The 22815-nt window shown below is 71.4% G+C and carries 17 protein-coding genes and 3 pseudogenes; 15 read left to right on the forward strand and 5 right to left on the reverse strand.

The features are described 5' to 3' along the window. Nucleotides 1-42: 42 nt before the first annotated feature. The 4 genes and pseudogenes from BMZ82_RS14440 (at nucleotide 43) to BMZ82_RS14455 (ending at nucleotide 6191) form a co-directional block, all read left to right on the forward strand. A complete protein-coding gene (locus BMZ82_RS14440; RefSeq protein ID WP_093775587.1) occupies nucleotides 43-1989 on the forward strand; it encodes a glycoside hydrolase family 127 protein in 1947 nt (648 codons plus the stop codon). Between the two features lie 34 nt (nucleotides 1990-2023). Then, nucleotides 2024-4186: a glycoside hydrolase family 127 protein gene (locus tag BMZ82_RS14445; RefSeq protein ID WP_177244493.1), complete on the forward strand. Its 2163-nt coding sequence runs from the start codon at nucleotides 2024-2026 to the stop codon at nucleotides 4184-4186. A 205-nt stretch (nucleotides 4187-4391) separates the two neighbouring features. Then, nucleotides 4392-5214, forward strand: a pseudogene (locus BMZ82_RS14450) (FAD-dependent oxidoreductase); the annotation flags it as partial. A 152-nt stretch (nucleotides 5215-5366) separates the two neighbouring features. Continuing rightward, nucleotides 5367-6191 carry an SAM-dependent methyltransferase gene (locus tag BMZ82_RS14455; protein WP_093775591.1) on the forward strand — a complete coding sequence of 275 codons (825 nt, stop codon included), beginning with the start codon at nucleotides 5367-5369 and terminating at the stop codon, nucleotides 6189-6191. Here BMZ82_RS14455 and BMZ82_RS14460 read toward each other — a convergent pair. Further along, nucleotides 6164-8068, reverse strand: a complete 1905-nt coding sequence (locus tag BMZ82_RS14460) for an acyl-CoA dehydrogenase family protein (protein WP_093775592.1) — start codon at nucleotides 8066-8068, stop codon at nucleotides 6164-6166. The genes BMZ82_RS14455 and BMZ82_RS14460 overlap by 28 nt on opposite strands. 340 nt (nucleotides 8069-8408) lie before the next feature. Here BMZ82_RS14460 and BMZ82_RS14465 point away from each other — a divergent pair, with 340 nt between their 5' ends. The 3 genes from BMZ82_RS14465 (at nucleotide 8409) to BMZ82_RS14475 (ending at nucleotide 11424) form a co-directional block, all read left to right on the forward strand. Beyond that, entirely contained in the window at nucleotides 8409-9092 is a 684-nt protein-coding gene (locus BMZ82_RS14465) for a ScbR family autoregulator-binding transcription factor (RefSeq protein ID WP_093775594.1), read from the forward strand. A 267-nt stretch (nucleotides 9093-9359) separates the two neighbouring features. After that, nucleotides 9360-10595: a cytochrome P450 family protein gene (locus BMZ82_RS14470; protein WP_093775596.1), complete on the forward strand. Its 1236-nt coding sequence runs from the start codon at nucleotides 9360-9362 to the stop codon at nucleotides 10593-10595. A gap of 208 nt (nucleotides 10596-10803) precedes the next feature. After that, entirely contained in the window at nucleotides 10804-11424 is a 621-nt protein-coding gene (locus BMZ82_RS14475; protein WP_256251907.1) for a ScbR family autoregulator-binding transcription factor, read from the forward strand. 380 nt (nucleotides 11425-11804) lie between these two features. On the opposite strand, the pseudogene BMZ82_RS41785 reads toward BMZ82_RS14475, so the two are convergent. Beyond that, a pseudogene (locus BMZ82_RS41785) lies at nucleotides 11805-11906 on the reverse strand (M56 family peptidase); the annotation flags it as partial. Nucleotides 11907-12167: 261 nt separating this feature from the next. After that, nucleotides 12168-12596: a BlaI/MecI/CopY family transcriptional regulator gene (locus tag BMZ82_RS14485; RefSeq protein WP_093775600.1), complete on the reverse strand. Its 429-nt coding sequence runs from the start codon at nucleotides 12594-12596 to the stop codon at nucleotides 12168-12170. Between the two features lie 188 nt (nucleotides 12597-12784). Here BMZ82_RS14485 and BMZ82_RS14490 point away from each other — a divergent pair, with 188 nt between their 5' ends. From BMZ82_RS14490 to BMZ82_RS14520, 7 genes and pseudogenes are all read left to right on the forward strand, one after another. Beyond that, nucleotides 12785-13924, forward strand: a complete 1140-nt coding sequence (locus BMZ82_RS14490) for a serine/threonine-protein kinase (protein ID WP_256251908.1) — start codon at nucleotides 12785-12787, stop codon at nucleotides 13922-13924. Between the two features lie 67 nt (nucleotides 13925-13991). After that, a complete protein-coding gene (locus tag BMZ82_RS14495; protein WP_093775602.1) occupies nucleotides 13992-14681 on the forward strand; it encodes a hypothetical protein in 690 nt (229 codons plus the stop codon). Nucleotides 14682-14821: 140 nt separating this feature from the next. Beyond that, entirely contained in the window at nucleotides 14822-15994 is a 1173-nt protein-coding gene (locus tag BMZ82_RS14500; RefSeq protein ID WP_256251909.1) for an MFS transporter, read from the forward strand. Between the two features lie 94 nt (nucleotides 15995-16088). Continuing rightward, the gene (locus BMZ82_RS14505; protein WP_256251910.1) at nucleotides 16089-16367 is read left to right on the forward strand and encodes an Atu4866 domain-containing protein; all 279 of its coding nucleotides are present in this window, start codon (nucleotides 16089-16091) and stop codon (nucleotides 16365-16367) included. Nucleotides 16368-16511: 144 nt separating this feature from the next. Continuing rightward, nucleotides 16512-17417 (forward strand): annotated as a pseudogene (locus BMZ82_RS14510) (amidohydrolase family protein); the annotation flags it as partial. A gap of 237 nt (nucleotides 17418-17654) precedes the next feature. Next, nucleotides 17655-17834, forward strand: a complete 180-nt coding sequence (locus tag BMZ82_RS14515) for a hypothetical protein (RefSeq protein WP_143098858.1) — start codon at nucleotides 17655-17657, stop codon at nucleotides 17832-17834. Continuing rightward, nucleotides 17827-18621, forward strand: coding sequence for an aminoglycoside phosphotransferase family protein (locus BMZ82_RS14520; protein WP_256251911.1), 795 nt, complete (start codon nucleotides 17827-17829; stop codon nucleotides 18619-18621). Before BMZ82_RS14515 ends, BMZ82_RS14520 begins: the two co-directional genes overlap by 8 nt. A gap of 17 nt (nucleotides 18622-18638) precedes the next feature. On the opposite strand, the gene BMZ82_RS14525 is transcribed toward BMZ82_RS14520, so the two are convergent. Then, entirely contained in the window at nucleotides 18639-19076 is a 438-nt protein-coding gene (locus BMZ82_RS14525) for a glutaredoxin domain-containing protein (protein ID WP_093775608.1), read from the reverse strand. A gap of 214 nt (nucleotides 19077-19290) precedes the next feature. Between BMZ82_RS14525 and BMZ82_RS14530 the strand changes: the two genes are divergently transcribed. Next, complete coding sequence (locus BMZ82_RS14530; protein WP_093775610.1) at nucleotides 19291-20130, forward strand: MOSC domain-containing protein; 840 nt, start codon at nucleotides 19291-19293, stop codon at nucleotides 20128-20130. Nucleotides 20131-20161: 31 nt separating this feature from the next. On the opposite strand, the gene BMZ82_RS14535 is transcribed toward BMZ82_RS14530, so the two are convergent. Then, nucleotides 20162-22459: a LuxR C-terminal-related transcriptional regulator gene (locus BMZ82_RS14535; protein ID WP_256251912.1), complete on the reverse strand. Its 2298-nt coding sequence runs from the start codon at nucleotides 22457-22459 to the stop codon at nucleotides 20162-20164. Nucleotides 22460-22815 lie beyond the last annotated feature (356 nt).

Below are 22815 nucleotides of genomic sequence, written 5' to 3' on the forward strand. Positions count from 1 at the left end.
ACCGAGAGGACGAACCGAAGGCATGAACTGGTGAGGGAGAACATGACGCGGTCAGCCGTCCTGCCGGTGGCGCCGACCCGGGGACGGCTGCGGCCACTCGGTCTCGACGAGGTCCGCATCACCGGAGGCTTCTGGGCCCGCCGCCGACACGTCAACGCGACCGCGACACTCGACCACTGCCGGGACTGGATGGAACGCGTCGGCTGGATCGGCAACTTCCGCGCCGCGGCGCAGGGCCGGATCCACCGCGACCGGCGGGGCCGCGAGTTCGCCGACTCCGACGTCTACAAACTGCTCGAAGCGATGGCCTGGGAGGCCGGCCACGGCGACGGCACCGCCCTCGACCAGCGGATCGCCGCACTCACCGAGACGATCGCCCCCGCCCAGGAACCCGACGGCTACCTCAACACCGCCTTCGGCCGCCCCGGCCAGCAGCCCCGCTACAGCGACCTCGAATGGGGCCACGAGCTGTACTGCTACGGCCACTTGATCCAAGCGGGCGTGGCCCAGACCCGCGCCCGCGGCGAGGGCGAGTTGGCGAAGATCGCCCGGCGGGCCGCCGACCACGTGTGCGCCGCCTTCGGCCCCGGCGGCATCGAACGCGTCTGCGGCCACCCGGAGATCGAGACCGCCCTGGTCGAACTCGCCAGAGCGACAGGGGAGCAGCGCTACCTCGACCAGGCCCGACTGTTCGTCGACCGGCGCGGCCACGGCACCCTCGCCGAGATCGAGTTCGGCCGCGCCTACTACCAGGACGACGTCCCCGTCCGGACCGCCGACGTGCTGCGCGGCCACGCCGTCCGCGCCCTCTACCTCGCCGCCGGCGCCGTCGACGTGGCCGTGGAGACCGGCGACGACGAACTGCTCGCCGCGGTCGTACGGCAGTGGGAGACGACGGTCGCCCGCCGCACCTACCTGACCGGCGGCATGGGCTCGCACCACCGGGACGAGTCCTTCGGCGACGACTTCGTCCTGCCGCCGGACCGCGCCTACTCGGAGACCTGCGCGGGCGTCGCCTCCGTGATGCTGAGCTGGCGGCTGCTCCTCGCCACCGGCGAGCCGCGCTTCGCCGACCTGGCCGAGCGGACCCTGTTCAACGTCGTCGCGACCTCGCCGTCCGACGACGGCCGCGCCTTCTTCTACGCCAACACCCTGCACCGGCGCCGCCGCGGCACCGCAGCGCCCGCCGACACCGACAGCCCGCGCGCCGAATCGAGCCTGCGTGCCCCCTGGTTCGCGGTGTCCTGCTGCCCCACCAACGTGGCCCGCACCCTGGCCCTGCTCCCCGCCTACCTGGCGACGGCCGACGACCACGGCATCCAACTGCACCAGTACGCCGACGCGGAGATCACCACCGCCGGCATCGCCCTGCGCGTGCGGACCGACTACCCGTCGGACGGAACCGTGACCGTGCACGTCGACCGGTCGCCCTCGGACCACCCGTGGACCCTGTCGCTGCGCGTCCCCGCCTGGACCGAGGGCGCCACGACCCGCCTGGTCGACCCGGACGGCGTACGCCGTACCGTCGCCCCGGGCACGGCCACGCTCACCCGCCGCTTCCGCCCCGGCGACGAGATACGCCTCGAACTGCCCATGGCACCGCGCTGGATCGCGCCCGACCCGCGCATCGACGCCGTACGCGGCACCGTCGCCGTCCAGCGCGGCCCGCTGGTCTACTGCGCCGAGTCCGTGGACCTGCCTGACCAACGGGACATCGACGTCGTACGAGTGGATCCGTCCGCCGAGCCCCAGGACGGGCCGGACGACACCGTCGTAGCCCCCGGCGAACTCGCCGCCACACAGGGGGAATCGGCCGACTCCCCATGGCCCTACCAGCCCTTCGATCAGCCCACCGCACCCACCGCCGAGCGCACCGGCATCACCCTGGTCCCCTACCACTCCTGGGCGAACTGCGGCCCCTCGACGATGCGCGTATGGCTCCCGACGACGGCCCAACCGCCCACCGAGCAACGGCCGTCGGCACCGTGACCGTGCCTCCCCCCCCCACGATCGGAGTCCCAGCATGTCCCAACCCCCCACTCGTCGCCGTCTGTTGAGGCTGGCCGCAGGGACCGGGGCCGCCGTCCCGCTTCTGAACTCCGCCCCGGCGCAGGCTCGTACCGCCTCCGCCTCGGCCTCGAAGCGTCCCGCGTCCACCACGGCTTCAGCCGTCTCCGTCCCGTCGACATGGGTGGTGCAGCCCTTCCCGCTGGACCAAGTGGCCCTCGGCGACGGGGTCTTCCGGCGCAAGCGTGACCTGATGCTGGAGTACGCCAGGGCCTATCCAGCCGACCGGATCCTGGCCGTGTTCCGGGCCAACGCGGGCCTCGACACGCGGGGTGCCCAGCCGCCGGGCGGCTGGGAGACCTCCGACGGCAACCTGCGCGGCCACTATGGCGGCCACTTCCTCACCCTCCTCTCCCAGGCGTACGCCGACACGCGCGAGGAGGGGCTGAAGTCCAAGCTCGACCACCTGGTGGCCGCGCTCGGCGAGTGCCAGCAGGCGCTGGCCGAGCACGGCTCGCCGCGACCGAGCCACCCCGGCTACCTGGCGGCGTACCCGGAGACGCAGTTCATCCTGTTGGAGAGCTACACGACCTACCCCACCATCTGGGCGCCCTACTACACCTGCCACAAGATCATGCGGGGGCTCCTGGACGCGTACACCCTGGCCGGGAACGCGCAGGCCCTCGTCATCGCCTCGGCGATGGGCGACTGGGTGCACAGCCGCCTCGGCCGGTTGCCCAAGGCGCAGTTGGATCGCATGTGGTCGATCTACATCGCCGGTGAGTACGGCGGGATGAACGAAGTGCTGGCCGACCTGTACGCCCTCACCGGACGCGCGGAACACCTCGCCGCCGCCCGCTGCTTCGACAACACCGCGCTGCTGGCCGCCTGCGCCGCCGACCGCGACATCCTGGAGGGCCGGCACGCCAACCAGCACATCCCTCAATTCACCGGCTACATAAGGCTGTTCGACCACACGGGGGACGAGGAGTACGCGGCGGCGGCCCGCAACTTCTGGGGCATGGTCGCCGGTCCCCGGACGTACAGCCTGGGCGGCACCGGCCAGGGCGAGATGTTCCGGGCCCGAGGCGCCATCGCGGCCACCCTGGGCGACAACAACGCGGAGAGCTGCGCCACGTACAACATGCTGAAGCTGAGCAGGCAGTTGTTCTTCCGTGAGCCGGACCCCGGCTACATGGACTACTACGAGCGGGGCCTGACGAACCACATCCTGGCCTCCCGCCGGGACGCCCCCGGCGTGGACAGCCCGGAGGTCACCTACTTCGTCGGCATGGGTCCGGGGGTGGTGCGCGAGTACGACAACACCGGTACCTGCTGCGGCGGCACCGGCACGGAGAACCACACCAAGTACCAGGACTCGGTCTACTTCCGCTCCGCCGCCGGGGACGCCCTGTACGTCAACCTCTACCTCGCCTCGACCCTGCGGTGGCCGGAGCGCGGGCTCGTCATCGAGCAGACGAGCGCCTACCCGGCCGAGGGCGTCCGTACGCTGACGTTCCGGGAGGGCGGCGGCGCGCTCGACCTGAAGCTGCGGGTGCCGTCCTGGGCCACGGCGGGGTTCACCGTCGCAGTCAACGGCGTCCGGCAGACGGTCCGGGCGGTTCCCGGCAGCTACCTCACCCTCGGCAGGACCTGGCAGCCCGGCGACCGGGTCACGGTCTCCGCCCCCTACCGCCTGCGCGTCGAACGCGCCCTGGACGATCCCACCGTCCAGTCCCTGTTCCACGGGCCGGTCCTGCTGGTCGCGCGGAGCCAGGCCACCGGCTTCCGGCAGTTCTCCTTCTACAAGGACTTCACGCTGCGCGGCGACCTGGCCGACGCGGTCCGCCCCGAGGGCCGCCCCCAGTACTTCACCACCCACGGCCTGACCCTGGCCCCCTTCCACGTCGCGGACGACACCCGCTACCACGCCTACTTCAGGCGCGCGGAGCCGGTCGTCGTGTTCGGTACGACCGTCTCGGGCGTACCGAACCGCTCCCGCGCCGACGGCCTGACCTTCCTCGACGTCCTCTGGGACCAGGCGCCGTTCGCGACCTCGGCCCGCTTCCTGGCGGCGGTGCGCGCCCTCGCCGACACCTGGCTCGCCGGGGGCCTGTTCACGCAGGCCGAACGGGACCGCGTGGTCGCGGCGGCGGTCGGCGCGGACCTGCGGCACTGATCCCGGGGGCGACTTCCGGGATCCGGTGAAACCCGTCCGCGAGCCACCTGAGGTCGTGACGTCACGCGACATACGCACGACGCGACGATCTGTGAACTTTAAGATTCAAGCGATAGGGCGATCGAGAGTCCGAGTGGCCGAAGAAGCCCCACATCGTGCCGCTCGTCATCCCCCCATGCAACAGGAGACACGCGTGCGCGACGGCGACGTAGTGGTGATCGCCGCCGGGGCCGACTACCCCGAACCCGCCCGCTTCACCGGCACCACCACCGCAGAGATGATGAAGTCGTTATCCGGCCACCAGGACCGGGTCGCCGCCGCCGAACACGTCCTCGTCGTCGTCGGCGGTCCCTCCGGCGTCGAGCTCAGCGCGGAGATCCGGCTGGCCGGCCGGACGCCCGCGTCACCCTCGCCCACGCGGGGTCGGCGCTGCTGCACTCCACCGGCAGCGAGCGGGCCGGGCGCAGGGCGCTGGCCTGGCTGAAGGCCCACGACGTCGACGTCCGCCTTGACATGTTCATGACACCGGGCAACGATTTCGGCACCTACCGCGACGCACACGGCAATGCCATCGAGGCGGACCTCTCCTTCTGGGCGACGGGCACCACGCCCAACACGCTCTGGCTGCGCCTGGCCGGACACGGCGACTGGCTGAACGCCGCCGGGCAGGTCCAGGTCGACCGGCGACTCAGGGTCCAGGGGCGGGCGGACGTGTTCGCGATCGGCGACGTGAACGACGCCACCGAGCAGAAGATCACCCCCACCGCACTCGCCCAGGCCGACCTCGCCGCCTACAACATCCGCCTCCGGCTGCGGAATTCGGGCAAGCACCGCAAGGAGCCCCGCCTCTACCGGCCGACCCAGCGCACCCCGGTCATCGTGCCCTTCGGCTCGGCCGACGGACTGACCGTGCTGCCCGTGCCGGGCGGCGACAGCGCGGTCCTCGGCGCCCGCACCACGGTGCTGGCCAAGGCGAAGACCTGATGACTCCGTACATGAGACGCCAACTCGGTGACACCGCGACCTGAGCCACCTGCCACCGGGCCTGTGCGCCGTGCCGCCGAGGTGGCCGAAACGGCGCGCAAGGCTGTCGCGGACACCATCAACTTACCTGTGCAGAAAGAAAGTTGGCCTAGGTTGGGGCACTGATCAGCACCGCACCCGCGCAGGAGGCCTTGCCGTGTCCGACTCCACCGCCCAGACCGCCGCGACCGCCGCAGCACCCGGCCGGATCGACACGTCCAAGCCGCACTCGGCCCGGTTCTGGAACTACTTCGTCGGGGGCAAGGACAACTACGAGGTCGACCGGGAGATCGGCGAGCAGATCAAGGAGATCTTCCCCGGCCTGGTCGACGTCGCGGTCACCAGCCGGCACTTCCTGGGGCGCGCGGTGCGCCATCTGGCCGGCGAGGTGGGCATCCGTCAGTTCCTTGACGTCGGCACCGGTCTGCCCACCGCCGACAACACCCACGAGGTGGCCCAGCGCGTCGCCCCGGACGCCCGGATCGTCTACGTCGACAACGACCCCGTCGTCCTCACCCATGCGCACGCCCTCCTGACGAGCACGCCGGAAGGCAGGACCGCCTATCTGGAAGCGACCCTCTACGACCCGGAAGCCGTGCTGAAGGCCGCCGCGGGCACCCTCGACCTCTCCCGGCCGGTCGCCCTGATGATCCTCAACACGCTGGGCCACGTCGCCGACTACGAGCAGGGACGCGACCTGGTCCGGCGGCTCATGGCGGGCCTGCCCTCCGGAAGCCACCTGGTGATCAGCGACAGCACGGCCACCAGCGAGGGCATGATCGCCGCGTCGAACGCGTACAACGCGAGCGGCGCCGTGCCCTACTACGTGCGCCGCGTCGAGGAGATCGGCGGCTTCTTCGACGGACTGGACCTGGTGGAACCGGGGATCGTCCAGGTGACGAAGTGGCGGCCGAATCCCGAGGATCCGGCCAACTTCGCCGCCGCCGTCGACGCCTACTGCGGCGTGGGCCGCAAGCCGTAGCGGTGGTCTTCCGCCCGCGAGCCGCCGCTGTGCAGGAGGGGGAGGGAGTCGAGGTACAGCGGCGGCAGGTCGAACCCGTCGGTGAGGGTGGTCAGGTGGGGGCGCAGGCTGTGCGTCAGGGCGTCGACGGTCGCGGGGAACTGGTGGACGTCCTCGGCGGTGATGTGGTTGTCGGCGAGGAGAGTGCCGGTGTGGGGGGCGAGTTGGGTGAGGAGGAAGAGGGTCGTGAGTTCGGTCAGGAGTCGCTGCGTGGGCTCGTGACCGGTGCGGGCGAGGGTCGCCAGCAGGGCGTCGGCCGCCCGGACGAGGGTGTGGGTGCGGGCCCTGTGGAGCGCGGGCGTGGACGCCGTGTTCCAGCGGGCCTGCGGGTCGCGCGAGGGGCCGTTGCGCAGGGCGCTGCCGGCCTGCGTGTGGAAGGCGTGCTCGGTGTGGGCCAGGAGGTCGCGCAGATGGCGGGGGTTGGTGAGGTGGGGCGGGCCGGGGTCGGCGAGGGGCGCGGTCGGCGGGTGGTGGAGGAGTTCGGCGGCCGCCTTGGTGCTGACGAGGAGGTTGTCGCCCTCGGCGGTGATGGTCCCTTCGACGTACTCGGGGAACCCGGCGAGCAGGTTGGCGGGCAACAGGCCCTGCGCACCACAGCGTTCGCGGGCTTCGAGGGTGATCGAGCGGGCCTGCCAGGTGATCCAGGCCTTGGTGAGGGCGATGAGGCGTTCGACGTCGTCGCGGTCGTCGGCGGTGTGCCGGCTCCACGCGGCGGTGAGGGAACGGTGCAGCACGGTCATCGCATAGGCCGTCGCGACGGACTCCAGGAGCCTGCTGTGGTGGGTGCGATGGGTGTTGACGGGGACACGCCGGTCCGGCCGGGACCCGCTGACATGGCGCTGCTCGCCGTACCGGACGGCGATCGCGAGCGCCGCCCGTGACGCGCCGATCGCCGCGGCGCTCATACACAGCTTGCCGGCGGTGACACGTGCGATCGAGGTCAGGAAGCGCTTACGGCGGTTGCCGAGGACGCTGGTGAGGGTGTTGTCCGGGTTCAGCCGCCCGTGCGCACCCTGGAGGAGTGCCCGACGGGGGAGGGGGAGATGGTCGAACGAGGTGAGGCAGTGGTCCACGGGGGCGTTCGGGCGCAGCGGGAGAGGCGTGATGCTGATGTGCGGCAAGGGCCCGTCGTGGTCGGTGAGGGGCGTCAGGAAGAGGAAGACGCCCTCGTCACGGCCGTCGATGAGGAGCCGGGCGGCGACCACGGCGGACTTGGGGCCGCCCAGGGTGCTGGTGTTGGGCATGAACTTGGCCGCGCCGGGGTGGGGCGTGTGCAGGACGAAACCGCCGGTCTCGGGGTCGAGCCGGGCGGTGGTCTCCAGCGCGGGCGCGTCGTTGCCGTGGTCGACCTCGGTGCACAGGAAGGTGCCGATGCGCCGAAGCGAGGTGAACTCGGCGAGGTCCCTCGGGGCGTTGTCGTCGTGGTCGAGGAGACTGCCGAGGAACAGGTTGTAGTGGATGCTGGCCACGGTGGTCAGCCCGCCGCCCCCGTCGACGATCGCGGCCCATTCGTGCAGACCGGTGAGGAGAGCCGGGTCGGTGGCGAGCGCCTCGGGGTCGTCGAGCGTGTCGTTGACCAGGCGCAACCGGGCGTAGGACTGCGCGGCACGCTGCTCGGGGCCGAGACCGGGCTGATGCCGGAAGGCGCCCTGGGCGATCAGGCTCCGCCACGGCGCGTGGACCCGCTCCCGCTCACCGTCCTGGTCGAACAGCAGCCGCGCCAGCTCGCGGGCGGTCACGGCGTCGGCCGGGTCCGGCCGGGCCGTCTGACCCGATACGTGATCGGCGCGCTGTGCCCCCGTGGGGCGCTCTCCGCTGTGAAATGCCAGAAGGGCCATGACCCTCTCCCCCCCGTTGTCGCAGATCCGGTAGCTGGATGCCTTTGTGTGCAGTGAGCCAGAAGATCCAGAAGATACGGACCTTCCGGTTTTCTTATCAAGTCAGAAATCGGCAAACTACGATCGCGCGGGTGGCGGGTTTTGAGGGGTCCTTGTGCCGCAGGAGCAGGGCCGTTGCGCCCGTTGCGCCCGGTGAAGGGCGGAATACGGGAGGCGGCAGGGGAACTTCGGGATTACGGGGAACGGGGCGGGGTGCGATGCCCGGGAGGTGGCAGGAGACAGACCTCCCGGTATATTTTTCGGAGCCGGAATCACGGGGAGCTACCTCGGAGGTGGGGGCGTGGCGCTGCAGGAACGCGCTGTACGGACGAGACGGGCAGTCCTCGTCGCGGCCGCGGCGGTGTTCGCGGAGGTCGGATACGAGGCGGCGACGATCGCGGAGATCCTTTCCCGCGCCGGGGTGACCAAGGGGGCTCTGTACTTCCATTTCTCCTCCAAGGAGGAGCTCGCGCAGGCCGTCCTGGCCAGTCAGTTGGAGGCCGTTCCGCCGGTCCCGGCAAGGGAGTTGCTGCTCCAGCAGGGAATGGACGAGGCGTTCGTGCTGGCCCATCTGCTGTCCGTGGGCGACCCGCTGGTCCAGGGAAGCATCCGGCTGACGGTCGACCAGGGCGTGCCCAGCGACAAGCTGGACCGACGGCTGCCGATGAGCGGCTGGATCGCGCACAACGCCGACGTGCTGGGCCGGGCGAAGGAGAAGGGCGAACTGCTCCCGCATGTCGATGTGGCCGCGGCCGCGCGCATGTTCGTGGGGGCGTTCACGGGCGTGCAGGTCCTGTCCAAGATCATGACGGGTCACGCGGATCTGCCGGAGCGGGTGGCGGACCTCCAGCGGCACCTGATGGCCGGGGTCGCGGTGCCGGCGGTGCTGCTGCAGCTCGACACGGCCGCGGACCGGGGGGCCAGGGTCTACGAGGAGGCCATGAAGGCCAGTTGGGGAGCGGGAGAGACCCAAGCGGCCGGGTGACCGCCGCACCGGGCGGGGCCAGGCCGGTCGTCGTGTGGCGGCCCGGCGTCCCGGTTTTCCCGTGTTCTGGCGTCTCTGTGGTGGTGTCCCTGCGGTGGTGAGGCGGCTGAGGCGGTGGTTGGGCGTGGGGCCGCCGGGGGAGTGGTGAGGGGTGAACGGTCGTTCGGGACGTCGTCGTGCGTCCCGGCGGGAGAGCGAGGGGAAACCCAGCTCTCCCGGGCAAGCGCAAAGGCCGATGTGAGCAGGACGAACTCGGGGAGTACGACGATGGATACGACTGCCTGCCCCTATGCCCTGGACGTGACGGGGCGCGACCTCGCCGCGGAGGCGGCGATGCTGCGGGGTCAAGGACCGGCCGTCCAGGTGGAGTTGCCGGGCGGTGTGGCGGCCTGGGCGGTGGTGCGGCAGCAGTACGTGGAGCGGCTGCTGACCGACTCCCGGGTGTCGAAGGACGCGCGCCGGCACTGGCCCGAATTCATCGAGGGAAGAATCACCCAGGACTGGCCGCTGTATCCGTGGGTGGCGAACGAGAACATGCTGTTCGCCTACGGTGCCTCGCACACCCGGCTGCGCCGGCTGGTGGCGGCGGCGTTCACCGCGCGCCGCTCGGAGGCGATGCGGCCGCGGGTCGCGCAGATCGCCGCCGAACTCGTCGACGGGCTCGCGGCGACCGACCCGGGCGCGCCCATCGACCTGCGCGCCTCGTACGCGGAACTGCTGCCCATGCGCGTGATCTGTGAGCTGTTCGGGGTGGCACACGGCGAGGCCACCGACGCCCTGTGCGCGGCACTGCACAAGGTGTTCGGTACGACGATCAGCGGGCAGGAGATCGAGGCGGCACGGCTGGAGGCGTTCGCCCTGCTGTCGGAGCTGGTGAAGGCCAAGCGGGCCGAACCCGGCGACGATCTGACGTCGCTGCTGATCGAGGCACGCGACCAGGACGACCGGCTCAGCGAGGAAGAACTGCTGGGCACCCTCTTCCTCATGATCGCCGGGGGGCAGGACACCACCGCCGCCCTGATCACCAACGCGGTCGGGGCGCTGCTGAGATGGCCCGAGCAGTGGGAGCACGTGCGGGCGGGCCGGGCGACCTGGCAGGACGTCGCCGCCGAGGCGATGCGCGTGCACACCCCCGGGGCGTACTCGCCGATGCGGTTCGCCGTCGAGGACATCGACCTGGACGGCGTACTGATCCGCAAGGGCGAGGCCATCCTCGTCTCCTTCGCGGCCGGCGGCCGCGACCCCGAGCGCTACGGGCCGGACGCCGACCGGTTCGACGTACTGCGCACGGACCGCGACACCCTCGGCTTCGGCCACGGACCGCACCGCTGCATGGGGGCCCCGCTCGCCGGGGTGGAGGCGGAGAGCGCCTTCGCCGCGCTCTTCGAACGCTTCCCCCGAATGGAACTCGCCTGCGAACCGACCCAACTCCAGCCGCTGCCAAGCTTCCTGATGAACAGTTACCGTTCACTGCCCGTGCGGCTCGCTCCCGCGTCCGTCTGACCAGGGGACGTAACTCCAGGCCCGCGCGCTCTCCCCCCTCACCGGGCGCCGGCCGCGCCAAAGATACCGAACGCGCGGTTTACCGCGGGGTGTTCGTGGTGGGATGCTCTCCACGTTTCGGCGGGGCGCGGGGCGCGGGGCGTGGCCCTGCGTGGTCCGTCCAGGCCGGGTGGGGGAGGGAACCACGATGGTCAGACAGGCTCGGGCGGTGCGCACACGGCAGTCCCTCGTCCGTGCGGCGGCCGAGGTGTTCGCCGCCGAGGGCTACGCCAGGGCGTCCCTTCCCGCGATCAGCGCACGGGCCGGTGTGAGCACCGGGGCCCTGCACTTCCACTTCGCCAGCAAGGACGACCTCGCCGGTGCGGTGGAGAGGGCGGCGGCGGACGCCGTGGAGGAACTGGCGGAGGGCTGCCGCAGCGAGGCGGACACGCTGCTCCAGTCACTGGTGGACATGGTGAGCGGTCTGCTGCTCGCGGTGGTCGCCGATCCCGTGATCAGGGCGGGCTTCCGGCTGAGCGGAGACCCCTCCCGCAAGAACGGGATGCAGATACTGCGCTGGTGGCAGGTGTGGGTGCACGATCTCGTCGTCGAGGCGCAGCGCGCGGGGGAGCTCGCGCAGGACGTCTCGGCCGACGCGGCGACGACCGTGATCGTGGCGGCGACGGCCGGTTTCGAGGTGCTGGGCGCGGCGGACCGCGAGTGGCTCTCGGTGGAGCGCATGACCCAGTTGTGGACCTTCGTCCTGCCGAGACTGGCGGCCACGCCGATCCCCGACCCGGCCCTGCTCCGGCCGGGAACCGGCCCGGCCGTGGACGAACAGACGGAATAGCGTTCCCTCTCTTCCCTCTCTTCCCTCTGTTCCCCTTGCTTCGCTTGGGCGACTTCACCGACCGTGTGCGGGGTGGGCGCGGTGGTGGCGAGGAGGGCGGAGACGCGGCGGGGGGCCGGTCCTGCGGTGGCCGTGGGGGACAGGCGGGGTCGGGTGGCGGGGCCGCCGGCATGGGCGGCGAGGGCCGCGCGGGCGATGGCGCGGGCCGTGAGGGCGCGGTCGCCGGTCGTCTCGTCGGTCGTCTCGGCGGCCGATTCGTCGGCCCAGCGCTCCAGGGCGTAGGCGATCGGTTCCCGCAGGCCGTGCAGTGCGGGATGCAGGACCGAGGCGAGTTCGGCCGCGGCGAGGAAGTAGTGGTGGCCGTGGGCGAGATGGGCACGTTCGTGGGCGAACAGCACTTCGCGTTCGGGTGCGTTGAGGGAGCGCAGCATTCCGGAGGTCACGACGATGCGGCCCGGCCGCCCTGGTCGCCCCGGTAGCACGTAGGCCTCGGGGCGCTCGTCCTGCCGTACCCAGAGATCCCGGCCCCCGGCCGTCCGCCGAACTGCCGCCGGACGGCGCGCAGTTAGTGGACGTGTCGTCGCGCGCGGAGCACTGTCGCGCCGGCCAGCGCGAGCATGCCCATGGCCGCGGTACTGGACAGGGCGAGGGCGAGTGTGAGGGCCGTCAGGGTCCAGGAGGCGGCCCGAGGCGAAGACGCTCCGCGAGCAGCGGCATGACCAGCGGAATCCACACGTCGTAGATCACGGAGAGCTTTCGGGGTCCGCTGGGCCGTCGTCGAGCAGGGACCGCAGCAGCTCCTCGTCCTCGGGGCCGAGGCCGGAGACGAAGCGGGCCAGGACGGTCCCGCGGTTGGCGTCCTTGTCCAGCTCGGCGTGCATACGACGGGCCGTCAGACCGGGCGGGTCCTGCGCCGGGGCGTAGGCATAGCCACGGCCCGCGAAGACGCGGGTGACCGTGCCCTTGGCGTGCAGGCGCGTCAGTATCGTCGTCACTGTCGTGCGGGCCAAGCCCCCGCCCAGCGCGCCCTGCACCGCGACCGGCGTGAGGGGAGTGTCGGCGGCCCAGAGCGCGGCCAGGACGCTCGCCTCCAGCTCACCCGCGGGCCGCCGCTCCGACCGCCCGCCGGCCGACCGGTCTCCGGCCGTCCGGTCTCCGGGTCCCTCTGCCATGGAAACGCTCCTCGGCGCTCTGTCGTCCGCAACGCGGTAAACCGTCTACGGGGTTGTAGTCGCCATGACTGTAGCCCGCCCGGTGCCCGGTGCGATATCGCCGTCTTGCCCGGTCCATACCGGCAGCCGGGTCCGGGGTCCTGGCATGATCGACGGCAGTCCGTTCCGCTGTCAGGCTGGAGCCGTCGATGGATGTGACCGAGTCGGGGCATGGCGCGCGGGTGTCCGCGTACGCGGCCGTGGGCGCACGGCTGTCTCTCCTCAGTGACCGCCGGATCGAGGAGGTGGTGGCCGCCGCGCCGAGTCTGGGCTCCGGCATCGGCGGCAGGTCGGCGGAGATGGAGGTCGCGGGAACCCGCGTCTTCGTCAAACGGGTCCCGCTGACGGACGTCGAGCTGCGACCGGAGCACGTGCGGTCGACCGCCAACGTCTTCGACCTTCCCCTCTACTACCAGTACGGGGCGGGGTCGGCCGGGTTCGGCGCCTGGCGCGAACTGGCCGCGCACCTCATGACCACAGGCTGGGCGCTGACGAACGAGTACGCGGGCTTCCCGCTGCTGTACCACTGGCGGGTGCTGCCCGACAGCGCACCCGCCGGGTTCGTGGACGGGCTCGGCGGTGTCGAGGGGGCCGTCGCGCACTGGGAGGGCTCGCCGGCCGTGCGCCGCCGACTGGAGGCCGTCGGAGCGTCCTCCTTCAGCCTGGTGCTCTTCCTGGAGTACGTGCCCCACACGCTCGCCGCCTGGCTCCGCGAAGCCGGTGCGGCCGCCTGGCGGGGGCCGGACGGCGAGTCGCCCCATCGGTGGGCCGAGGACGCGCTGGTCCGGGGCACCGAGTTCATGAGCGGGCGCGGACTGGTCCACTTCGACGCGCACTTCGCCAACCTGCTCACCGACGGCCGCCAGGTGTACTTCGCGGACTTCGGGCTCGCCTCGAGCCGCGACTTCGACCTCTCGGCGGCCGAGCGCGCCTTCCTCACCGACCACCTGCTGTACGACCGCTCCTACGCCCCCAACCACCTGCTGCGCCACCATCTGCCGGACGAGGTGCATGGGGGCGTCGAACACGGTGCCTTCCTGCGCGCCTGGGCCGACGGCCACCGGCCGGACGGCGTGCCGTCCGACATCGGCGCGATCATCGACCGGCACGTCCGGCACGCGGTCGTCCTGGACGACTTCCACCGTCGCCTGCTCACACAGAGCAAACGCACGCCGTTCCCCGCGGCCGAGATCCGGCAGGCCCTGGCCGGGACCACGGCTACGCCCCCTCAGGGTTCGCGGTGTGCCCCGCCACCTGCGGCATGTCCACCACCTGTGGCATGTCCGTGACATGCCTGTGACGGGAAGTGTGACCCCCGTCACGGCCTGACCGATCCATCGCCATCAAGATCATCGGATGCGCAGAAACCTCTTAACGGCCCGCGCGGTCGGGCGACCCGCCCTTGCCGTGCTGGCCGCCGTCGGCGTGACGGCGGGCATCCTCGTCGGCTGGCCGGCGCTCGACACCGTCAACGGGTGCGGGCTCGCGGCCAACCGGTATCCGTCCGGGACCGCGCAGGACTGGGTGCGGTACGCCGATGTCGTGGTCGTCGGCCGGGCCGTACGGGAACGGGAGAGCGGGCGGCGGAAACTGTCCGTCGGAGCCTACGGGTACCAGCTCCAGCGGACCGTCGAACTGACCGTGCAGGCCAAGCCGTTCACCTCCGGCACGCGCACCCATCCCGCCGTCGGAGCCTCCCTCGACTACGAGGCCGCGGGCTGGCGGCTGCTGCGCTCCGACGGTACGACCCGTGTCCCGGACCTGACCGGCGACGCCCCGCGCGTCATACCCGGCCACACCTACATCCTCGCCCTGCGCTGGGAGGAGGAACGGTGGGTCGCGCTCGGGGAGGGCGCGGTGGTGCCGTTCGACGGTCAGGTCGTCGGGCGCGGCGAGTGGTGCGGCCGGATCGTCGACACCGACGCCTTCGCCCAGGGCGAGCGGACCGGCCGCTCGGACGACCACAGCCTGGAGAAGACACTCCTCGGCCAGGGCGAACCGGCCCTCGACCGAGCACTCCGGCAGGCGGCCCGGCAGGGCTCCTAGCGGAGATGAAATCGGTTGCGGCGGGGCGGCGAGGTCGGTGAGGTTGCTCCATGGACGGTGCCATGGAGCGGGCGAGACGGACGGGCACGGGCGGCGACCCTACGGGTGCGGCCACGGGCTCGCCGACACAGCCGGCACCGATGGCACGGACGACACCGACGGCTTCCTGGCGGAGGGCGGCGGTGCTCGGGGCCCTGATGCTGGCCGCGTTCACCTTCAACACCGCGGAGAACCTGCCGGTCGGCCTACTGGAACTCATCTCCGAGAACCTGTCGGTGTCGGTGTCGGCGGTCGGTCTCCTCCTCACCGGCTACGGCGTGACCGTCGCCGTCGCGTCGCTGCCGCTCGCCCACCTCACGCGGGCCGCGCCCCGACGCCATGTCCTCACGGGAGTGCTGACCGCGCTCGTCGCGTCCAGTCTGATGGCGGCGTCGGCCACGTCCTACGGCCTGCTCCTCGCGGCACGGCTGCTGACCGCGCTCGCCCAGGCGCTGTTCTGGGCCGTCATGGGGCCGGTCGCGGTGGGCCTGTTCGCACCCGGGGTCCGAGGGCGCGTGGTCGGGGCGCTGTCCGTCGCCGGTTCGCTCGCCCTCGTGCTCGGTGTCCCCGCCGGGACCTGGCTGGGTCAACAGAGCGACTGGCAGGTCCCCGTCGCCGTACTCGCGGCCCTGGGACTCCTCTCTCTCGTGACGATCGCCGTACTCCTCCCGACCTCACGCCCGGACGAAGAGCACGCCGCCTACGGAACCCGCCCCGACACCCGCCGCTTCCGGACCGTGCTGGCGGCCGGAACCCTGTCCGCCACCGGGGCGTTCACGGGATACACCTACCTGGCGACCTTCCTGGTCGACGTCAGCGGTTTCTCCCGCAGCACCGTCAGCGCCCTGTTCGTGGCCTTCGGCGTCGGATGTCTGGCCGGGGTGACCATCACCGGGGCCCTGCTGGACCGCCATCCGCAGTCCGCACTGACCGCCGCCGTGGTCACGCAGGCGGCAGGCATGCTCGGCCTGTACGCGGCCGGTACGGATCCCGTGGCGGCGCTGGTGTTCCTGGTGCTGACGGGTGGTGCGGTCGGCCCGGTGTTCATGACCACCCAGAACGAGATGCTGCGGTGCGCACCGGGCCGCACGGACATGGCCCTCGCGGCCAACTCCGGTTCCTACAACGCCGGCATCGCGGCCGGCGCCGCGCTCGGCGGCCTGATCCTGGCCCTCACCGACGTCCGGACCACCTTCCTCGCCGGCGGTCTGCTGACCGCCTGCGCCTACGCCGTACTACTCGGCGGACGATCACTGCCAGGACGACGGGCGTGAACTGCCCCTGGAACTAGAAGCCTGAAGCCTGGAACCGGGTTCCTGGGAATGGTGCGACCTGGTTCCCGGTGCGCAGGGGAGCGACCGTAGAACCATGAACACGAACGCCATGAAGACGAACGCAGTCCACACGACCACAGCGCCGCACCCCTTTGTCGGTATGTGGGTGACGGCGGACGGCCACATCCGTCAGGAACTCCTCCCGAACGGCCGCTACGACGAGGCCCGTGGCAACCGGCGGAGCGCCTACACCGGCAGCTACACCGTCACCGGCACTCACATCGACTACGTCGACGACACCGGCTTCACGGCCACCGGCGACGTCCGGGACGGCGTTCTCTTCCACGAGCACCTCGTCCTGTACCGGGCGTAGCCGACGAGGCCGTCGTGGGTGCGCCGCACCTAGGGAAACGGCGGCCTGGTTCCGATACGGGCGCGGATCGAGTCTTGGGACGGAAGCCGCTCACACCACGAGCGGCTCCAGCCCAGACCCAGTGCCACCCGAAAGGGGCTAGCCATGCCCATCACGCCCGTCACGCACACCGAGGACACCGCCAGCGCCGGACTTCTCGAGCAACTGCGAGGGCAGTCCGCCGATCCGCGTCGCCGCATCCTGTTCACCGGCGGCACGATCGTCACGATGGACCCGTGCCTTGGCATCCTGCGCGGCAGCGACCTGCTCGTCGAGGGCGACACCATCGCCGCGATCGGACCGGACCTGGCCGCCGACGGCGCGGTCGTCGTCGACGCCGCCGGCACGATCCTGGCCCCCGGCCTCGTCGACACCCACCGGCACGCCTGGGAAGCCCAGTTGCGCCGGATCATGCCGGACGTAGACGACCTCGGCGGCTACGTGATGTCAACGCTCGCCGGCTACGCCACCGTCTACCGGCCGCAGGACATGTACATCGGCACCCGACTGGCGGCGCTGACCGCGCTCGACAGCGGTATCACCACCATGCTCGACTTCTCCCACAACTCCCGTACCCGAGAGCACTCCGACGCGGCGATCGAAGCTCTCCGGGACACCGGCATCCGAGGCGTCCACGCCTCGATGGGACCGCACTTCGGCGAGTGGGACCGTCAGTGGCCGGCCGACCTGACCCGCCTCAAGAACCAGTACTTCACCAGCGACGACCAACTGCTCACACTCCGCATGGCGACGCTAGCCACCGACGAGATCGCCGGCCCCGCCCTCGCCTACGGCCCCGAACTCGCCCTCATCGCGGCAGACTTGGGCATCGGCGTGAGCGTCGACGCCGTCTTCGGCACGGCTTCGTCGCAGGCGGTGCTGTCCTGGGCGGAGCGCGGCATCCTCGGCCCCGACGTCACCCTGATCCACGCCACCGGTCTGACCACCGAGGCGTGGAAGGCGATGGGGGAGTCCGGCACCACGGTCGCCCTCGCGCCCACGTCCGACGCGTACTCGACACAACGACCACCGCCTGACGGGACGGGTGTGCGAGGGCTGCGGTGAACGGCCGAGGCCGGGTGCTCCAGCTCGTACGAGATTCTGTTCGGTGGCCTGTCGGGCGAGGCAGTGGCGTCGGGACCGGCGGTTGCGCAAGCGGGTCGGCAATGAGATCGGCGGTGCGGTGCCGGGCCCGACGGCCTGTTCGCGGTGAAGGACTCGCTGTTCCGTCGGTCCGAGGACATCGGGATGTCCTACTACACGGTGAAACAGGCCCGGCACAACGCGTCGAAGTTGCGCAAAGACCGCCGGGTGACGGAGGTGTCCTTCTCCGTCCACAACATCCTCGCGTCCGCCGCCGACGACGAAGAACGGGACCACGACCGCCGCTCCACTTGCCGCCTCAGTACTGTGACTTCGCATGACTGACACCGACACCGAGATCACCGCAGACCTGGTCCGCGACCTGCTGCAGGAGCAACATCCAGACCTTGCGGGGCTGGCCATCCGGGAGGTGGCGGGCGGCTGGGGCAACCAAATGTGGCGCCTTGGTGATGAGTTGGCCGTGCGCATGCAGCGCATGGACCCTACTCCGGAGCTCCAGTTGAAGGAGCGGCGGTGGCTACCGGTGCTGGCCCCGCGCTTGCCGCTTCCGGTGCCGACTCCGGTGCGGTTCGGCGAACCGTCCGAGCGCTTTCCCAAGCACTGGACCGTGATGACGTGGGTTCCCGGCGTGCCGCTGGACCACGGCTCGATCAGCCGCGGCGGCCACGCGGCCGACACGCTGGCGGGCTTCCTTCGGGCACTCCATGTGGAGGCGCCCGCCGAGGCGCCGATCTCTACGGACTTCGGTGCCCATCCCAGGAACTGCACGGACGGCTTCGAGAACTTCTTCCAGGCCGTTGTCCCCGACGACATCGCTGCCGACGTCCGGGCCGTCTGGGACGACGCCGTTGCCGCCCACGCATGGGAAGGGCCGCGGGTCTGGGTGCACGGCGACCTCCATCCCACGAACGTCGTCGTCTCGGACGGAACGCTCTCGGGCATCGTCGACTTCGGTGCCCTGTGCGCAGGCGACCCGGCGTGGGACCTCGCCGCCGCATGGGTGCTGCTGCCCGCGGGCACGGCCTCACGGTTCTTCGACACATACGCGCATGCAGACGAGGCGGCGATCCGGCGCGCCCGCGGGCTGGCTGCCATGAAGCTTGTCTTTTAACCTCGGCTGCGTCGTGATCACGTAGAACGGGAGAGTTGCTCGCGCACCCACGCAGGATCGGGGTTGGTGTGCGGCCGGCCCGCCACGATGACGGTCGGCACGGTTTCGTTGCCGTTGTTGGTTGCCCTCACCGCTGCCGCTGCATCCGGGTCGCGCCAGATGTTGACCCAGTGCATCTGACGGGCGCTGCGGCCCAGCCGTATGCGCAGCCGCATGCAGTATGTGCAGCCGGGTCGCCAGAAGACGACCGGCCGGCCATCGACCGCTGCGCGGCGTTGTGCCACCAGCACGCCGGTCGACCTCGGGAAGATCAGAGGCGAGTTCACGCCTGCGAGCAGTACAAAGACCAGCAGGATGGCTACGGCTGCGCCAGGGGTCCCGCTCACGATCAGCCCAGCCGCGGGGACTGAGCCGCAGAGCACCAGCAGCATCGGCAAGATCCAAGTGCGCGTCATGAGGACGAAGGCTATCGATGAGTCGAAATGGGTCTCGAGCTGCGCCGCTCACCTGGGCGTTCTTCGGACGTGGGAGCGGCCTTCGGCTGTTCCTGAACTGGTGGTCTACCAGGCCGAACCGGCCGGCCCGACCACGGCCGCCTTCGAAACGCTGCGGGCTCGTGGGGAAGCGGGAGGGCGGCGAGCCCGGGCGGGGGTGCAATGATGCATCGCCATGGGGACTGTGGCTGCGTTGTACCGGTATCCGGTGAAGTCCATGCTCGGTGAGACGGTGCCGTCCGTCGCCGTCACCCACGCCGGGCTCTCCGGGGACCGGACGTACGCCGTGCTCGACGACACGGGCGCGGTCGGGAGCGCGAAGCACCCGCGCAAGTGGGGGCAACTGCTGGACTGCCGCAGCCGGTCGACCGAGGACGGCGCCGTTCGCGTCGAGCTGCCCGACGGGACGATCCTCCCGGTCGAAGACCCCGAGCTGGACGCCCGCCTGTCCAAGCTGCTGGGCCGTCAGGTGTTCGTCTCGGCCAGCGCGCCGGAGAACAACACGCTGGAGCGGGCCGTGCCCGAGTACGAGGGCGGTGTCCCGGATTCGGCGCGGGCGACGGCGTCCGTGGACGGCACGGGGGCGGAGATCACCGTCGGCAAGGTCGCCTCGGGGACGTTCTTCGACTTCGGCAGGGTGCACCTCGTCACCACATCGTCCCTGGCAAGGCTCCGGGCCGCGCATCCCGGCAGCGACTTCGACCCGCGCCGCTTCCGCCCGAACCTGGTCGTCGACACCGGCGAGGGACGGGACTTCGTGGAGGACACGTGGGTGGACGGGCAGGTGCGCGTGGGCGAGGCACTGTTCCGCGTGATGACGCCCACGCCCCGCTGCGTGGTCCCCACCCTCGGCCACGACGAACTGGCGGCCGACCCCGCCGTCATGCGCACCATCGCCCGCGAACACCGCATCCCCGTCTACGACTTGGGCCGACTGGCCTGCCTCGGCGTATACCTCGACGTCCTGGAACCCGGCACCATCCGGCTGAACGACCCACTCACCCGACAGAACTGACCTTGCCGAGGCCCGGGTTCCGTTACGGGCGCTACGCCGTAGGGGGTTGGTTCTCCGCCCACCAGCCTGCTATCTGGGCGCGGGAGCGGAAGCCGAGTTTGGCCCGGATGTTTTCGACGTGGCCGTCCACCGTGCGTTGGGAGAGGACGAGCGCGGCGGCTATCTGACGGTTGCTCATGCCCTTGGCCACCAGTGCGGCCACGTCCCGCTCGCGGCGGGTCAGCGGGCTCGGGGCGGAGACCGTGGCCGCCGGTTCGGGGGCGGTGCCGGGGCCGGTGCCGGTGCCGGGGTCGGCCTTGAGGGCGTACTCGATGGCCTGGCAGGGGGTGTCGTGGCTGCCGCCGACCACGAGCGCCCGCTCGTACGCCGCCGGGCCCAGCGCCCGGGCGACCGACTCCTCGCAGAGCACGTGGTACTCGGCCAGCCGAGGGCCGAACGCGGAGATGCCGGTGCCGATGTTCTGCCACAGGCAGCGCACGGTTCCCAGCAGCCGTCCCGCCCGCTCGTAGTCACCGCTGGAGGCGGTCGCCCAGGCGGACTGCTCCAGCATCAGCGAGGTGGCGATGTGGTCGTTGAAGCCGCGCTCCAGTTCGAGTCCGGCCCGGGTCAGTGCCATGCTCGCTTCCAGGTCGCCGCGCGCCCAGGCGTCGTAGCCGAGCGCCCACAGCGCGTGCGCACGGCCCCATCGGTCCCCGTGCGCCGCCGCGAGGACGACCGCTCGCTCGCCGGTCTCCGTCGCGCGCGGGTCCCGGAGGTGGGTCTGGGCGGCGGCCAACTGGAACAGCAGGAAGACCACCACGCCCGGCCCGTCGGCCGCCGGGGGCATGGCGATCGCACGCTGGAACAGGGACACGGCCTCCTCCATCCGCCCCCGGAACAACGCCGACGAGCCGCGGAGGCCGGTGACGTACGCGATCACCACCGCATCGTCCAACTGCTCGCCCAGCTCCCCGGCTTCGTCCAGCCACTCGTCGGCCGTCGAATGATCGCCTTGGAGCAGTGCCACCCAGGCGGCGACCCACAGCGCCCGGGCCCGGGCCACGGTGGGCTCGGGGGCGGCCAGCAGCGCCCGGTCGAGCCAGCGACGCCCCTCGCCGAGGAATCCGCCCACGCACCAGTGGAAGCGCAGCGCCGCCGCCAGCGCGAGCGTGACCTGCGGGTCGGTGCCGCAGTTCAGTGCCACCAGCAGATTGGCGTGCTCGGCGCGCAGGCGCGTCAGGGCGTCCTCCTGGCCGGGGCCGTACCAGCGGTCGGCGATGCGCTGCGCGAGGGCGACGTAGAAGTCGCGGTGCCGGCGCAGCACGTGCGGCTCCTCGCCGGACTCGGCGAGCCGTTCCCGGCCGTACTGGCGGATGGTCTCCAGCAGCCGGTAGCGGGGCAGGCCCTCGTACTCGGTGGTCAGGACCACGGACTGGGTGACCAGCCGGTCGAGGAGGTCCAGCACCTCGTGCCGGGGGACGCCCTCGCCGGCGCAGACCTCCTCGGCCGCGTCCAGGCCGAAACTGCCGGTGAAGACCGACAGCCGGTTCCACAGCAGCCGCTCGGCGGGGCCGCACAGCTCGTAGCTCCAGTCGATCAGCGCGCGCAGCGTGCGCTGGTGCGGCCGCGCGGTCCTGCTGCCCCCGGTGAGCAGCGTGAAGCGGTCCTCCAGCCGGTCCACCGTCTGCTGGACGGTGAGCGTACGCAGCCGGGAAGCGGCCAGCTCGATGGCCAGGGGCAGCCCGTCCAGACCGTCGCAGAGCCGGATGACCGAGTCCCAGTTCGAGTCGTTGATCTGGAACTCGGGCCGCAGGGCGGTGGCCCGGTCCCGCAGGAGTTCCACCGCCTCGTCCGGCACCGACAGGGGGGCCACGGTGAGGACGTGCTCACCCGCGATGCCCAGCGTCTGGCGGCTCGTCGCCAGAATGTGCAGCTCGGGGCCGGCCGACAGCAGCGTCCCCGCCAGTTCGGCACAGGCCTCGATCAGGTGCTCGCAGTTGTCCAGCACGATCAGCGCCCGGCGGCCGGCCAGATGCGTCGCGAGCTGCTCCAGGGTGGGCCTGACGCCCAGGTCCAGGATCCCCACGGCGGTCGCGGCGGCGCTCGCCACCGACGCCGGGTCGCGCAACGGCGCCAGGTCGACCAGCCACGTCCCGTCCGGGAACGCCTTCCTGGACGCGGCGGCCGCTTCGAGCGCCAGCCGCGTCTTGCCGACGCCGCCCACTCCGGTCAGCGTCAGCAGCCGCGCCGCCCCGAGGACGCGGCGGACCTCGGCGATGTCATGCCGCCTGCCCACGAACGTCGTGAAGGCCGCGGGAAGGTTCCCCGTCTCCGGAATCAGGCTGGTCACGTTCCCCCTCACCTCCCACTGCCGCACCGGGCCGGGCCGCTCATGGTTCCGGAAACCTACCCAAAGATGCGTGAACCGGTCTAGCAGTGTCCAGAGTAACGTTTCGCCAACCTTGAGGGGACAGCCGAGGGGACAGTCGAGCGGGGCGGTCCGCGTCGTCCCGCGCGGAGATCGCGGACGGCGGGGTCACCGCAGTGCCGGTCCGGGAACTGCCGTACGACCCCGTACGGCGCGGCACGTCCCCGCACGTCCCCGCAAGATCAGTATCCCGGCCTCGCGGATCTCCCTGTGAGGCCAATGACACATGGGCGCGGTGACGTGTTGTCACGTAACAAACACGCTTGGTTGCCCGCACT

This window comes from Streptomyces sp. yr375, assembly GCF_900110755.1.
GTDB lineage: Bacteria > Actinomycetota > Actinomycetes > Streptomycetales > Streptomycetaceae > Streptomyces.